The organism is Psychromonas saccharinae, assembly GCF_051201515.1.
In the GTDB taxonomy this organism is placed as follows: Bacteria; Pseudomonadota; Gammaproteobacteria; order Enterobacterales; family Psychromonadaceae; genus Psychromonas.
The window spans coordinates 3619367-3634479 of sequence record NZ_CP195153.1 but is presented as its reverse complement, the minus strand read 5'-3'; the positions used below and the strand labels follow the sequence as shown (position 1 = coordinate 3634479).

General features: G+C 37.0%; 12 protein-coding genes and 1 pseudogene. 7 read left to right on the top strand and 6 right to left on the bottom strand.

Translation table 11 applies throughout. From position 1 onward, the window contains the following. Positions 1 to 4: 4 nt before the first annotated feature. The 5 genes from rsxG to rsxA are packed head-to-tail and all read right to left on the bottom strand — an operon-like array spanning position 5 to position 5286. A complete protein-coding gene (rsxG, locus tag ACR30L_RS16255) occupies positions 5 to 631 on the bottom strand; it encodes an electron transport complex subunit RsxG (RefSeq protein WP_435235296.1) in 627 nt (208 codons plus the stop codon). Then, a complete protein-coding gene (gene rsxD / locus ACR30L_RS16250; protein ID WP_435235295.1) occupies positions 628 to 1683 on the bottom strand; it encodes an electron transport complex subunit RsxD in 1056 nt (351 codons plus the stop codon). Before rsxD ends, rsxG begins: the two co-directional genes overlap by 4 nt. A 2-nt stretch (positions 1684 to 1685) precedes the next feature. After that, a complete protein-coding gene (rsxC, locus tag ACR30L_RS16245) occupies positions 1686 to 4118 on the bottom strand; it encodes an electron transport complex subunit RsxC (RefSeq protein WP_435235294.1) in 2433 nt (810 codons plus the stop codon). Between the two features lies 1 nt (position 4119). Continuing rightward, complete coding sequence (gene rsxB / locus ACR30L_RS16240; RefSeq protein ID WP_435235293.1) at positions 4120 to 4680, bottom strand: electron transport complex subunit RsxB; 561 nt, start codon at positions 4678 to 4680, stop codon at positions 4120 to 4122. Positions 4681 to 4707: 27 nt separating this feature from the next. Then, on the bottom strand, positions 4708 to 5286 hold the full coding sequence (rsxA, locus tag ACR30L_RS16235; protein ID WP_435235292.1) for an electron transport complex subunit RsxA: 579 nt from the start codon (positions 5284 to 5286) through the stop codon (positions 4708 to 4710). Positions 5287 to 5600: 314 nt separating this feature from the next. Between rsxA and nrdD (ACR30L_RS16230) the strand changes: the two are divergent. The 6 genes and pseudogenes from nrdD (ACR30L_RS16230) to ACR30L_RS16205 form a co-directional block, all read left to right on the top strand. Next, positions 5601 to 6455 (top strand): annotated as a pseudogene (gene nrdD, locus ACR30L_RS16230) (anaerobic ribonucleoside-triphosphate reductase); the annotation flags it as partial. A 267-nt stretch (positions 6456 to 6722) separates the two neighbouring features. Then, on the top strand, positions 6723 to 8837 hold the full coding sequence (gene nrdD, locus ACR30L_RS16225) for an anaerobic ribonucleoside-triphosphate reductase (RefSeq protein WP_435235291.1): 2115 nt from the start codon (positions 6723 to 6725) through the stop codon (positions 8835 to 8837). Then, on the top strand, positions 8837 to 9310 hold the full coding sequence (nrdG, locus tag ACR30L_RS16220; protein WP_435235290.1) for an anaerobic ribonucleoside-triphosphate reductase-activating protein: 474 nt from the start codon (positions 8837 to 8839) through the stop codon (positions 9308 to 9310). Before nrdD (ACR30L_RS16225) ends, nrdG begins: the two co-directional genes overlap by 1 nt. A gap of 170 nt (positions 9311 to 9480) precedes the next feature. Beyond that, the gene (locus tag ACR30L_RS16215) at positions 9481 to 10590 is read left to right on the top strand and encodes an SAVED domain-containing protein (protein WP_435235289.1); all 1110 of its coding nucleotides are present in this window, start codon (positions 9481 to 9483) and stop codon (positions 10588 to 10590) included. Positions 10591 to 10599: 9 nt separating this feature from the next. Beyond that, the gene (locus tag ACR30L_RS16210; RefSeq protein WP_435235288.1) at positions 10600 to 11976 is read left to right on the top strand and encodes an SMODS domain-containing nucleotidyltransferase; all 1377 of its coding nucleotides are present in this window, start codon (positions 10600 to 10602) and stop codon (positions 11974 to 11976) included. A 328-nt stretch (positions 11977 to 12304) separates the two neighbouring features. Beyond that, positions 12305 to 13843, top strand: coding sequence for a hypothetical protein (locus tag ACR30L_RS16205; protein ID WP_435235287.1), 1539 nt, complete (start codon positions 12305 to 12307; stop codon positions 13841 to 13843). A 257-nt stretch (positions 13844 to 14100) separates the two neighbouring features. Here the strand turns inward: ACR30L_RS16205 and ACR30L_RS16200 are convergent, their stop codons facing one another. After that, the gene (locus ACR30L_RS16200) at positions 14101 to 14643 is read right to left on the bottom strand and encodes a hypothetical protein (RefSeq protein WP_435235286.1); all 543 of its coding nucleotides are present in this window, start codon (positions 14641 to 14643) and stop codon (positions 14101 to 14103) included. Between the two features lie 160 nt (positions 14644 to 14803). Between ACR30L_RS16200 and ACR30L_RS16195 the strand changes: the two genes are divergently transcribed. After that, the gene (locus ACR30L_RS16195) at positions 14804 to 15025 is read left to right on the top strand and encodes a helix-turn-helix domain-containing protein (RefSeq protein ID WP_435235285.1); all 222 of its coding nucleotides are present in this window, start codon (positions 14804 to 14806) and stop codon (positions 15023 to 15025) included. The last annotated feature ends 88 nt before the right edge of the window (positions 15026 to 15113 follow it).

Sequence of the window (15113 nt, the reverse complement as noted above, 5' to 3'; positions counted from 1 at the left end):
TGTTTTACTCACAATCTGCAGGGTGATTGAATAGGCTTTGTTTATTTTTTGAGAAATAGATTAATGCATCTTTAACCGCTAATACAACGGCTCTAGGCGTAATTGTTGCGCCTGTAAATGCATCAAACTCGCCACCATTTTTTTTCACTTCCCAACGCTTTGGGTATAACTCTTGATATTCTTTACCTGAAAAGGACTGTAACCAATTGGATTTGTTGCTTTGAATTTTATCACCCAGCCCTGGCGTTTCACTGTGTTTTAGTACTTGTACACCGGTCAATTGACCATTTGCATTGATGCCGACGGCTAAATCGATTTCTCCACCGTATCCTTGAAAGGTGGATGTTTCAATCATTAATGCAACCGGAAGGTTATTTTTGGTTGCGACAAATACCGGTTGTACTTTTCCTTTGCCAAGGAGTTGATCATCTTGAACCATAAAGCAGCTGGCAAAAATATCATTGTCATAGGACGTTTTCGGAATAAGCTGATCGAGTGTTTTTAGTAGCGCGCGTTGCTGTTGCATGTCTATTTCGGGACGCGTTAATAAATTAATGGTAGCGACGCTTGCGGTGCAGACAATTGCAAATGCGGCTAATAATACTGCGTTACGGCTAATAGTGGTTATCATGAGCGTTTTCTCCCATAAACCTTAGGTTTTGTGTAGTAGTCAATTAATGGTACGCACATATTACCCAATAGAACGGCAAAGGCGACGGCATCAGGGTAACCACCAATATTACGAATAATGACGACAATCAACGCGATGATGGCAGCGTAAATCATTCGCCCTTTTATTGTTGTGGATGCACTGACGGGGTCGGTTAAAATGAAAAATGCACCGAGCATCGTTGCACCTGAAAAGAGATGGAAAAATGGTGACATATGTAATGTCGGATCGGAAAAATAAAAGCATGCGGAAAATACCGCCATGGCAATGATAAAACTGACTGGGATATACCATTGAATAATACGTTTATACAGTAAGAATAACCCACCGAGTAAAAAGCCAAGGTTTACCCAACGGACGGCTTCCCATGAACTATTTTGATAATCAATACTGGCAATAATTTCTTTAATCGTTTGTCCTGAGTTTAATGCATTTCTGGCGGTGTCGAGTGGCGTAGCCATGGTGAGTCCATCGATACTTGTATTCAGTTGTTCGATTGAGTATCCCTCAGTTGTAAAGCCAGTAAGCAATGCTTGTATCTGATCAAACAATGAGATGGAAAAGGGTTGTAGCGAATGTGCGGGGACCCATGTTGTCATTTGCAAAGGAAAGGAAATAAGCAAAATAACATAAGCCGCCATCGCAGGATTAAATAAATTTTGTCCTAATCCGCCATACAGTTGTTTCACAAAAATAATCGCAAAGAATGTACCAATAACAACTATCCACCAAGGCGCAAGGGGGGGAATCGAGATGGCGATTAATATTCCGGTGACTAATGCACTACAGTCTTTTAATGTTAATATTATTGGTCGTTTTCGAAGTATTAATATGAATGCTTCGCTTAATAGGGCAACAACAGATGCGATCAAAATCTGCAGTAAATTTCCCCAGCCAAAGAAATAGCTTTGTAAGATAATTCCTGGCACCAAGCATATAATGACCCATTGCATCATTTTACCTGTGCTTAAACGGGTGGTTTGATGAGGTGAACTTGCGTTTATAAATGCCATTTTTAGTCCTTGGATGCTAATTTTTTTGCTTTGGCTTTGGCAACCGCTGCTGCTATACGGCTTGCTTTATTGTCTGCTGGTAGCGGTTTATTATTATTTTCTGTTTTATTTGAACCATCTTGAGTGTCATGCTCGATCATGTTTGATTGATCATTCAATTCAGGCTGATTGTTTACAGGTTCTTTTTTAGCTGCTTCTCTTGCTGCTTTTTTGGCTTTAGCGCGTGCTATTGCCGTGGCTACCGCTGGATTTTTTGTACTACCTGCAGTTGTATCTTCTGTCTTTTGAGCTTGTTCCGCTGCTTTTTTTGCTTTGGCTTTTGCGACCGCAGCTGCAACGGCTGGATTTTTCGCGTTATCTGCAGTTGTTCCTTTTGGTTTATTTGCTTGTGCCGCTTCTTTTTTCGCTTTAGCACGAGCGACCGCTGCGGCAACGGCTGGGTTTTTCGTACTACCCGCAGTTGTTTCTTTTGTTTTATTTGCTTGTGCCGCTTCTTTTTTCGCTTTAGCACGAGCGACCGCAGCGGCAACGGCTGGGTTTTTCGTACTTCCTGCAGTTGTTTGTTCTGTGTTATTTGCCTGTGCCGCTTCTTTTTTTGCTTTAGCACGAGCGACCGCAGCGGCAACGGCTGGGTTTTTCGTACTACCAGCAGTTGTTTGTTCTGTGTTATTTGCCTGTGCAGCTTCTTTTTTTGCCTTAGCACGGGCGACTGCTGCGGCAACGGCTGGGTTTTTCGTACTTCCAGCAGTTGTTTGTTCTGTGTTATTTGCTTGTGCGGCTTCTTTTTTTGCTTTAGCACGGGCTATTGCTGCTGCAACGGCTGTATTTGGCGATTTATTGGTTGTCGTTGTTTCTTCGGTGCTATTGCCTTCGCTTGCTTTTTTGGCTTTAGCGCGGGCAATGGCTGCTGCAACAACGTCTTCACCGCCATTTTTTTCTTTTAATTGTTGTTGACGTTGTGCGGCAGCTTCCTTCAGTTTTTTCTGACGATCAATTTTAGCTTGTTCTAAGCGAGCTTGACGATTTTCGAAACGAATGCGCGCTTGTTCTGATTTTTTAGCTTCTTGTTCTGCATTTTTTATTTCAGCTTTAGCTATCCGGTAATATTCGACGAGAGGAATATGGCTCGGGCAAACAAAGGCGCAGGCACCACATTCGATACATGAAGATAAGTTATATTCATCTAACTTTTGTGTGTCTTTACTTTTTGAATACCATAATAATTGTTGCGGTAGTAATTCAGCCGGACACACTTCTGCACACTCGCTACAACGAATACATGGCATTTCTGGTGGTGGATCTGGTAGTTCTTTGCGAGTCGGTGCAAGTATGCAGTTACATATCTTGGTAACAGGGATATCGCTTTCTGTTAGGGTGAATCCCATCATCGGGCCACCAATAATCAATTTTTGTTTAGGTTTGTTTATATATTGATATTTATCCAACAGATACTGAATCGGAGTGCCAATACGAACACGTGCATTACCGCGTTTTTGTAATGCATCACCCGTCATTGTGACAATACGAGACAGTAATGGTTTACCATCTATGACCGCTTCTTTCATCGCCACAACGGTGCCGACATTGAGCATGACAATACCAAGTTCCGTTAAGTGTTTGCCCTGTGGAACTTGTTTGCCGGTAATTATTTCAATTAATTGTTTCGCACTTCCCGATGGATAACAGGTCGGAATAGTGGTGACGATAATATCTTTTTGTAAGCTGGCATTGACGGCATCATTTAATACGGAACAAGCTTGGGGTTTATTATCTTCAACAGCAATCACCGTTAATTGCGGTTTCAGAATTTGTTGCAGGACCTTAATACCCGCTAGAAGCTCATCACTTTGCTCTTGCATTAATCGGTCATCGGCGGTGATATAGGGTTCACATTCAATGCCATTGATCAGTAATAAACTAATATTTTCACTGTGCATTATCTTTAAATGGCTAGGAAAACCTGCGCCACCTAATCCTACAATACCTGCATTCTGAATTGTCTCAATAAGGACTGCATTTGATTGCTTTGTATAGTCATCGAATTTTTTGTATTCAATACTATTATCCAATCCATCGGTTTCAATGACGATAGATAATACTGGTAAACCTGATGGATGTAAGTCTGCTCGTTTTTCGATTGCGCGAACCGTACCGGAGCTACTTGCGTGCTGCACCACCATTGCACCATAAACTTTGGTTAATGCTTGCCCCTTTAAGACGGGGTCACCAACTTTAACTAATATTTCAGGTATAAACCCTTTGTGTTCAACGGCAATGATTAAATAAGGTGGGATCCCAGCATCTTCAATTAGGATCTGATCTGTCTGTTGTTTATTTTGTTGAGGGTGCACGCCGCCGTGGAAAGACCATTGCTTTCCCGATGATATTTGGTCGATTAACTCTTGACTGAGTAAATTAATTGGTTTTGTTGTCATGCTAAGACTCAGTAACAGTTTTAGTTGGGATGCGTTGTTGTAAGTCCCATTGCCAATTTTGCTCATTGATAGCAATTGGTAACATCTCAATGCAATCGGTTGGGCAGGGGGCAACACATAATTCACAACCAGTACATTCATCGGTGATCACGGTATGCATTTGTCGAGTGGCACCGACAATCGCATCAACCGGACAGGCTTGGATACATTTAGTACAACCAATACATTCAGATTCGCGAATAAAGGCGACTAATTTAGGCGCTTCTTCACCTTCTAATTGTTTGGGTTCTACGCCCATTCTTTCCGCAAGTTTTTTCATCACGGCTTCACCACCAGGAGGACATTTATTGACGTCTTCTCCATTGGCGATAGCCTGAGCATAGGGTTTACAGCCTGGGTAACCACATTGGCCACACTGTGTTTGCGGCAAAATGGCATTTAACTCTTCGACAATGGGTTCTTCTTTGACTTTAAATCGTAGTGATGAAAAGCCTAATATCGCCCCGAAAATAGCGGCCAAAATGCCCAGCGTGAAAATAGCAATGCTAATACTTGTTATCATTTAATTATATCCGATATCGTTTATTGGCTATTTTATTAAGCCAGTAAAGCCCATAAAGGCAAGAGACATTAAACCGGCCGTGATCATCGCGATGGATGCACCCCTGAATGGTAATGGCACATCAGAAGCAGCTAAACGTTCGCGCATCGATGAGAAGATGACGAGCACAAGCGAGAAGCCGACTCCAGCACTAAAGCCGTAAATGATTGATTCGATGAAATTATGATCTTCGTTAATATTCAGTAATGCCAACCCTAAAATGGCGCAGTTTGTCGTGATTAAGGGCAGAAAAATCCCGAGTAGACGGTACAAGGTTGGGCTGTTCTTATGTATAACCATTTCAGTAAACTGAACAACCACGGCAATCACGAGAATGAAACTGAGTGTTTGTAAGTAAATTAGGTCTAACGGCAATAGGATATAGTGATTGACGATATAAGAAAGCGCGGCCGTTAACGTGAGTACAAAGGTTGTAGCAAAGGACATACCCACGGCAGTTTCAATTTTATTGGACACACCCATAAAAGGGCATAAACCTAGAAATTTTACGAGTACAAAGTTATTTACTAACACGGTACCGAAAAATAATAAAAAATAATTACTCATAAATATAAATCCACAACGTTTATAGGTGTATTATGCAACCTAAATGGCGCTGTATTATAACAATAAATTCGTATTTAATCAGTGTAAAAATAACTATATTTATCGAGTAGACTTTCTCCATGAATTATTCCTGATAGTAAAACATCTTTTTTTTATATTTTTCTTTTTTGCGTTATTTCTCTAAATAAATTTATCGAAATAAGTTGACATTTCATAAACATTATTTGTTTTGATATATATCAATTTTACTAGATATAGTGTTATGTATAGTGCCTTACCACAATATCTTGTGTCTATTCATATATGGAGTCCCCATGAAACCTGTTGTTATTAAGCGCGATGGTAGTCAAGTACCTTTCAATCCCCAACGCATTGCTGAAGCGATTTTAAAAGCTTCTGGTGTTGCTCGATGTAAGGGAGTTGACGCTTTTGCTATTGCCAAGGAAGTTGATAGTCAATTAGATAACCAGGTTGAAGTTGATATTCACCATATTCAAGATGCCGTTGAAAAAAGTTTAATGAAAGCGGGGTATCATGAGTTAGCACGTGTCTATATTGAATATCGCCATGATCGTGATTTAGCACGTGAGCGCAAAAGCCAATTAAATAGCGAAATTCATGGTTTGATTGAGCAGAGTAATGCGTCATTACTGAATGAAAATGCAAATAAAGACAGTAAAGTAATCCCTACTCAACGTGATTTATTAGCGGGCATTGTCGCTAAGCATTATGCAAAATCTTATATTTTGCCACGCGATGTCGTTCGTGCGCATGAAAAAGGTGAGTTACATTATCACGATTTAGATTATGCACCGTTCTTTCCTATGTTTAATTGTATGCTTATCGATATTAAAGGCATGTTTACCCAGGGCTTTAAAATGGGAAATGCTGAAATTGAAGAGCCAAAATCAATTTCGACAGCGACAGCGGTAACCGCACAAATTATTGCACAGGTTGCTAGCCATATTTATGGTGGAACGACCATCAATGGTATTGATACTATTCTTGCTCCCTATGTTGCGATTAGCCATAAAAAACATCTTAATATCGCGAAGGAGTGGAATATTGCGGATCCGCAAACCTATGCAGATAAACAAACAGAAAAAGAATGTTTAGATGCATTTCAATCGCTGGAATATGAAGTTAATACGTTGCATACCGCCAACGGACATTATGTGGTCAAGAAGAATTTAAAAAAACATGGTGTGTGTTCTAACAATGTTTTTTTAAATTCTTTTAAAATGCCTTCGAACTCACTTGTTTCATTCACATCTTCATTATCAATGGCAGCATGAAAGTATTTAAATAATCAAGTTTTCAATGTGAGAATACTCTCGCATTTTATATATATTTAAAAAGGTAGACTTTTGGGCACTTAGTGCAGTTTCCAAAGCGAAACACTAAAAAGTTAATTACTGCATAAAGGAAAATTTCAAATGACAAAAATCGTAATAAAGCGTGATGGAGCTAAGGCTGTTTTTGACTCTGCTTTTATTGCTAATGCAGTAAATGCCGCTGTTGAACAATCTGGTGTGAAAAACCCGAATCTAGGAGCTTTTATTTCCAAACAAGTGGAATATTTGTTGGCAGACTCTAAAGAAGTGAGTATTCAGGCAATTCAACGAATGGTTGAATCTGAATTAATGCATGTGGAACCCGATGTCGCTCGTTCATACATTGAATATAGACATGATAGAGATATTGAACGAGAAAAGAAAAGCTTGCTAAATAACGAGATCCAAGGACTTGTTGAACAAAGTAATGCAGACTTGTTAAATGAAAATGCAAATAAAGACAGTAAAGTGATCCCGACACAACGTGATTTACTCGCTGGTATTGTTTCAAGACATTATGCTCGCAACCATATGTTGCCGCGAGAAATCGTTAAAGCGCATGACGATGGTGATATTCATTACCATGATTTAGATTACGCACCATTCTTTCCAATGTATAACTGTATGCTTGTTGATTTAGAAAATATGCTGAATCAAGGTTTTCGCATGGGCAATGCTGAAATAGATACTCCCAAATCAATTCAAACAGCAACAGCTGTGACAGCTCAAATAGTGGCTCAGGTGGCTAGTCATACATATGGTGGAACAACTCTGAATCGATTTGATGAAGTGCTTGCACCCTATGTGAAAGCAAGTTATAGCAAGCATTTAGAAGTGGCTGAAGAGTGGGATATTGCTGATCCGAAAGCATTTGCAAAAGCTCGGACTGAGAAAGAATGTTTTGATGCATTTCAGTCACTTGAGTATGAAATTAACACTTTGTTTTCTAGTAACGGACAGACTCCATTTCTCAGCATCGGGTTCGGTTTAGGTACATCATGGGAAGAGCGATTAATTCAAAAGGCCATTTTAAAGAATAGATTAGCTGGGCTAGGTAAGAGTAAAAAAACAGCGATTTTCCCCAAGTTGGTATTTAGTATTAAAAATGGTGTGAACCACAAAAAAGATGATCCAAACTATGATATTAAACAACTAGCTTTAGAGTGTGCTTCAAAACGCATGTACCCAGATATTTTAAATTATGAAAAAGTAGTTGAAGTAACAGGCTCATTTAAAGCTCCGATGGGATGTCGTTCATTTTTAGGTGTTTACGAAGAAAATGGTAAACAGATCCATGAGGGGCGGAATAATTTAGGAGTAGTTAGTCTTAATCTGCCACGTATTGCAATGACTGCGAAAGGTGATGAAGCAGTATTCTTTAATTTACTGGACCAACGTTTACAGTTATGCCGTAAAGCATTAGATACGCGCATAGACAGACTCCGAGGTGTAAAAGCTCGTGTTGCTCCAATCCTTTATATGGAAGGCGCTTGTGGTGTTCGTTTAAATGCTGATGATGAAATTTTAGATATTTTTAAACATGGTCGAGCTTCTATATCACTAGGTTATATCGGCATCCATGAGACGATTAATGCTCTTTATAATGAAAAAGACATTTACGATAGTGCTGAGCTACGTAAAAAAGGCTTGGCAATTGTACAAAAATTAAAAGATGCTGTCGATTCTTGGACGGAAGAGTCTGGCTGGGGCTTCTCTTTATATAGTACTCCGAGTGAAAATTTATGTACTCGATTCTGCAAGCTTGATACTAAGATTTATGGTATTCAAAAGGGTGTTACTGATAAAGAGTATTACACCAACAGTTTCCACTTAGATGTTGAGAAAAAAGTAAATCCATTCGATAAATTAGATTTTGAGATGGACTATCCTAAAATCGCTAGTGGAGGTTTCATTTGTTACAGTGAGTATCCAAACATGCAGAATAATTTAGAAGCATTGGAAGATGTTTGGGATTATTCGTATGATCGAGTTCCATATTATGGAACTAATACGCCTATTGATGAATGTTACGAATGTGGCTTTACTGGCGAATTTGACTGTACGAGTAAAGGCTTCACCTGTCCTAAATGTGGTAATCATGACAGTGCTAAGGTATCTGTAACTCGTCGCGTATGTGGCTATCTAGGTAGTCCTGATACTCGACCATTTAATACGGGTAAACAAGAAGAAGTTAAACGCAGAGTCAAACACTTATAATGCATTACAGTGCTTATCATTCGGTTGATGTAGTTAATGGTGTAGGTACTCGCTGTACGTTGTTTGTTAGCGGGTGCGAGCATGCATGCCGTGGTTGTTATAACCAGAAAACATGGCGTACAGATGCTGGACACCTTTACACTCAGGAATTGGAAGATTTAATAATTAACGATCTTAACGATAAACGGGTTAGGAAAAAGGGGTTGTCACTGTCGGGAGGGGATCCACTACACCCTGCTAATTTATCCTCTATTCTAAAGCTTGTTAAAAGAGTAAAGAGTGACTGTGAGGGTAAAGATATTTGGCTTTGGTCTGGTTATAAAATAGCAGAACTAAGTCCAGCCCAGCAGGAAGTCGTTGCTTTCGTCGATGTTTTTATCGATGGTAAGTTTGAGCAAGAATTGGCTGATCCAGCATTGGAGTGGCGAGGAAGTTCAAATCAAATCATTCATTACTTGAAACCAGAAAGTTAACTTGTAAGTTATAAGTGGCTAAGTAATATTAGCCACAAATTTGGAATGTTTTATAAAGCTAGTAGCAATTGATTATTAATACGAAATGTTTGAATTAGTTTTTTGATTGCTCGGCAACTAATAGTAGCTCGAAATCATCTAATAAATTGCTTCTTGAGAAAGGGAGGGCTATGAAATTAGTTAATGTATTAATGGATATCGTTTATGTAATCCTTCAGAGAAGGCTATCCTCTGCTCGTTATTTGATTAAAACAGGCCTTATTTTACTTTCGTTAGGTATCCCATCTCTTATTTTTAGTTTTACTTACCAAGATTATTCATTTTTGGTTGACACTGCTAACTCACCAACCCCTGTTATTTTGTCAAACCTCATCGGCTGGTTGGGGGCTATCACTATCCTGTTTGGCATAATTTTAGAGGGGTACACACACTTCTATGGGGAAGCCCAGGCCAAAAAACGGGCTAAGAGTATAGATTTAAGATCCCTTAATGGGGCTGCTGCACCTACATTAAGTGATTCGTTCGAACAGACGATTGAAACAGCAGGAATAAATCATGATTTATTTTTATGGAAAGATGAAGATGAATCGCAAACCCAATGGCTTAAAGAGTCTGTATCTATATTTAATAACTTTGCAAAAGTTAACTTGGCTAGAATGAACAGTTTCGAACCACAAAAGCCATTGGCGTTGGGAGCAATCGCACATGTTCCTCACTGTTTTGTGTTAGGTTTTTTAGTTGGAAATAAAAGATTAACTCAATTTTATTGTTGGAATCGTAATACGGATAAAGCAGATAAAAATCGCTGGTTAGACTGTAGAGATAAGCGATCACGAGGACAATCTTTGCATAAACCTGTAACAATAATTATGAACGATTCAATAAATGATACAGGTGTAAAAAAAGTTGGGTTATCAATTGAAATATCAGATTCTAGTGATGTCAATTTATTTAAACAAAAGCTAGATCTTGATGTAGTTGCAAAGCTTGAAGTTCCAAATAAATATATTGGAAATATGTTTTCTGAGCGAGAGCAAGTAGCTTTTGTTACGCAAGTAAGGGAATTCATAAACTCCGAGGTTAATACTAGATATCCAAATGTTGAGGAAGTACATATTACAATCTTAGCTCAGTGTTCATTGGTAATGAGAATAGGGGCTGAATTTAACCAAAATCACATTCCAAATAAAGTTTTTATTTATCACTTTAATAGAACTCGTTATGAATGGTGTTTCTATATGTCTCCGAATAGCCGCAAAATTAACTTTAAAGAACTGTAAGGGAAGAAAATGAAACACCAGAAAATTTTTACCCAATTCCTGAATGACACAGTTAATCTTAACCAGACTCGTCTAAATAAGATGGAATCGATTTCTACAACTGTAATAAATGTTCTTAAGGACTCAGATCCATTCAAAGACTTATTTATTGCATCATCCCCCCAAGGCTCATATGGACACAGAACTATTATAAAACCTTTACCTAGCAAAGAGTTTGATGCGGATATTGTTGTTTTTGTAAGTGAGAATGAAGCTTGGTCTGCAAGTGATTATGTAAAAGAAGTGTATAAGGTCTTTAAAAATAACGTTACTTATACTGACATGGTTCACTATAATACTAGGTGTGTATATTTAGACTATGCGGGGGACTTCCATATAGATATTGTTCCTTGCATGGTTAAAAAGTCTAACGTTATGCTAGATAAGGATGAATACTTTGTCTGTAACCGAGCAACAAATGAGTTTGAGCCTACTGATCCTGAAGCTTATAAGGCTTGGTTAAAAGCAAAAAACACAACTGTTAAAAATAATAACCTAATTAAATCGATTCGATTATTTAAGTATTTACGAGATATAAAGCAAAAATTTTCTTGTAAATCTGTACTTTTAACCACACTTCTTGGTAATCAGGTAATTAATAATTTTGATAACACATCAGATCATTTTACTGATATTGCAACCTCATTTAGGTCGTTAATAACAAGGCTTGACCAATATTTACAAGCTAATCCTGCAATGCCAGAAATTGTAAATCCAGTACAACCAGGGGAAACTTTTACTCGGCATTGGGATGAAGTAAAGTATAAAAACTTTCGCAGTTGTATTCATCGATACAAAACTTGGGTTGACGAAGCTTATGAAGAACAAGAACGAGCTGAGTCAATTGACAAATGGCGTAGAATATTTGGCGACAACTTCCATTCTGAAATCATAAAATCTGAGTCCAGAGCTTCTACTGAAAATTATGATTTTATTTTGAAAGAGGGAAGCCTGCCTCGCATATCAATTCCAACACATTGTATTAATCACCCGTGGAACGAACCCGCATCAGTACAAGAAATAAATGTTAAAGCTCACTATAAAAAACAGTCTGCTTCACAATTTATTAACCGCTTCATATTGGGGTCTACTGTCCCCAAAATGTATAATCTAAAATTTGAAATCACAAACCCTATTCCATCTGACATGGATATATATTGGCAAATTACAAACACTGGGGTAGAAGCTAAACAGAATAATCAATTACGGGGTGGTTTTGAGAAAGGCTATGCGATTAAGGAAGAAAGTACGTCTTATAAAGGTGTTCATTTTGTTGAGGCCTTTGTAGTCCAGCATGAAACCTTAGTCGCTCGTTCAGGGAAAGTTATTGTTTCGATTGGACCTTAATAAATCTAGTTGCATTGACAAGGGAAGTTGTTGAATTGAATACGTATCTTTTATTAAACTTCAGTGTACTATTGAAGGTTCAATTTTGACGTCTTTATAGTGTGTTGATAATAATGATCATTAATTTGAGCAACAGTTGATATTTCTCATCTGAGTGTTCGTTAATACGTTTAAGGTCGAAATCAAATAAAGGATTATGACTCTGATATCCCTGCGCGCATGAATAGGATTTTGATAATTCTTAGTTAAGTAATTCTTCAATATTGACGTTGGGTTTAACAATTCATAGTGTCAAGCTACTTAAATTAATAGGAATAGGTAACAGAAAATGGATGCGTCAGGGTTACTTACAGTACTTGCGGTTTTACTTACAGGTGCTACGTTATTGCCACCAAGAGTACTACTTGATCTTAAAATAAGAATAACGCGAAAAGATAAATGGATATTTTCAGGAACACTACTTTTTTGTGTTTACTTTTTGTTTTTTAATGTATTAAAGCACAATGGTTTAGTTCTTCCATTTCCTTGGATTTTAGGATTTAATGAGAGAAGCTCACTATTAGCAGTATCATTGCTGTTAATGGTATTTATTGCAGTGAAGCTCAAGGAAACTAAACTTCCTAAACCTAGTATAACTAAACTAAATAAGGAAGTTGATTTATTAATTAAAGATGGTAATTTTAGGGATATTTCCTATTTACTTAATAAGTATTGTGGGCAATTATCAGCTTATATCAACTTTAAACCTTGGTATGTTTCTCTTCATTATTGGATACTTCCCAAAAATCACCCATTTCTCATAAGCCTTTCAAGTAAAGATGAAATGTCTAAATTTCGCTCTTTTATTTATGAAGCTAGAACTAAAATAGCTGGTTTATTTCCAGAAACCTATAAAGTTGCAGATGAAATTGAAGTTTTATTATCTTCTACCTTTAAATCAAGAGGTTTAATTGATTATTGGTCAAAAAACTATGCAACACTAGGGTTAGTACTACTTAATAGTTCGAAAAAACTTGAAAGCATACATAGAGAAGAGTTTATTAAACTCCTTATTGGGAATGTGCATAGCCAGTTATATAGAGAAATGGCGCAATCTCAATATATTTCAAGCTCGAATTGTTACGAAATAGACAGAAGCAACTCCTTTCTTTGGTATTTATTTACAGATGTAATAATTTGTGAAGAGTTAAATATATATGCTCCACTAAAAGAGTATGCAGTTGACTTAATGAAAAAAGAAAAATCAAGTAAAAGTATTTATAACAAAGAATGTTATGGATTTATTGATAGTAATAAACGTTATAGTTGCCCAATTTATATGTCAATTTTTCTTTTCGATATGATGATTCGAGAAGCCATAGATCAAAAGTTAAAAAAACACTTGTTTCCTAATTATTTATATCATATCGCGATGCAGCTACTAGACAATATCGATAGTGTTGATCTCAAAGAAACCGATGCTGAATTTCCCACTCGAAACTACTATTTGCTTTATGAGTGCTTCTCTACGATGAGTACTTGGATAGATATGATTGAAAATAGAAAAGATGATTCTGATAAATATGATCCTTATTTAATCATAGAGTCTTATGGGATGATGACATATCATTTATTAGATTCAGATAAAATTAGTGAGGAGAAAAAGGGGTATTTCCTTAGTATTGTGTTAAGGACGTTACAGTCACTTGATCATGCTAATCTTGAAGGTTATGCAAGAGAAATTGGCTCTACTATTACAAGGTTACATTCATTTAAAGAGGAAAGTGAAGAGCACCTTGAAGTCATTAATAAATTGATTCCTATTATTAGAGCTGATGATTGTTTATTACTACCTACTATACGTAAATATGTATTATCGAAAGCATGATACATTTTCATTAGGCTGGTGATGAAGCTCTTATCAAAAAATTGAAGAGTCGCACATAATAAACGCATCAATAGTGAAAAGGCATCTTCACCTTGGCTGGTGGAATGAAAAAAGACATACCAACACCTACATTGCATAGTAGTATAAAATATTTGGGGCATCATAAACTTTAATATTTTTATCAATGATTCATGTTTGCCAGCCTTGTAGAATAATAGAAAATCAAAAAAGGTGCTGTAAATTAATTTTTTCTGCTCTTACATAGATGGTCTGCATAGAGTGTTAGAAGTACTTGTACCATTAATGATGTTAATTAGTTCATTAACTGCTTCCAATTCAATTTTTTTATCTAAAAGTTCAGAGTCTAATTTTGATAGTTTTTGTTTTATAAGTGGCTCATATACTTTGTAGCTTTCAGTCAACTTGCAGAATACTTCTCGCTTTTTATTTAGGCTGTTAGTGTATTCTTTAAGATCTTTTACATGTTTTGCAATTAGCTGAAAGTTATTTTTATATTCAGTGAGATCCACTTGATCTGCTGACCCATTTAGTAGGTTTAGATCAAGAGTATCAAAGTTAAATAGTCTTTTGAATGTTGCATTTCTGGTGCGCTTGGGAGATAAGCGTTCAACTAGGTTCTGTTTCTCTAAACGAGATAAGTGATTATGCATACACTTTCTGATATCACAGTACTCATGTTCTGGCGGTGCAGATTCAGCAAGAGTGTGCAGTAACTCTTCAGTTTTGAATGACTCAGAAGGGGTGTTTGCTAATATTTGAATAAATTCTATTTGTTTCATTATTATTTTTCTATTTTTAGAAAAAGAACCCACTGATACTGATGAAGTACCAGTGGGATGGTATTTAGCCAAGTATAGACAGCAGCAACTGACCTTGGCTGGGTGATTATTAACCACAAAACACACTATAGTGTGTTTTCGTCTATTTGACAAGATTAAGATGAAAAATAAAATAGCGATAGAGTTCGGAAAAAGACTCGCGGTACAGAGAAAAAAGAAAAACTTATTGCAGAAAGAGCTTTCTGAAATTTGTGGGTTTAGCTTAAATTACATCGGTATTTTAGAGCGGGGTGAAAAAAATATTACATTAGAAAAAGTATTTGTGATTGCTGAAAAGCTTGATTGTTCGGTATTTGACTTAATACCACAAATTGATCCATAAAAATATCGTAACCAATAATTAAACTAGAGCTAGTACGTTCGCTATGCAACTCATACACGTGTGTAAGGGCATGTACAGTTGGTAAATG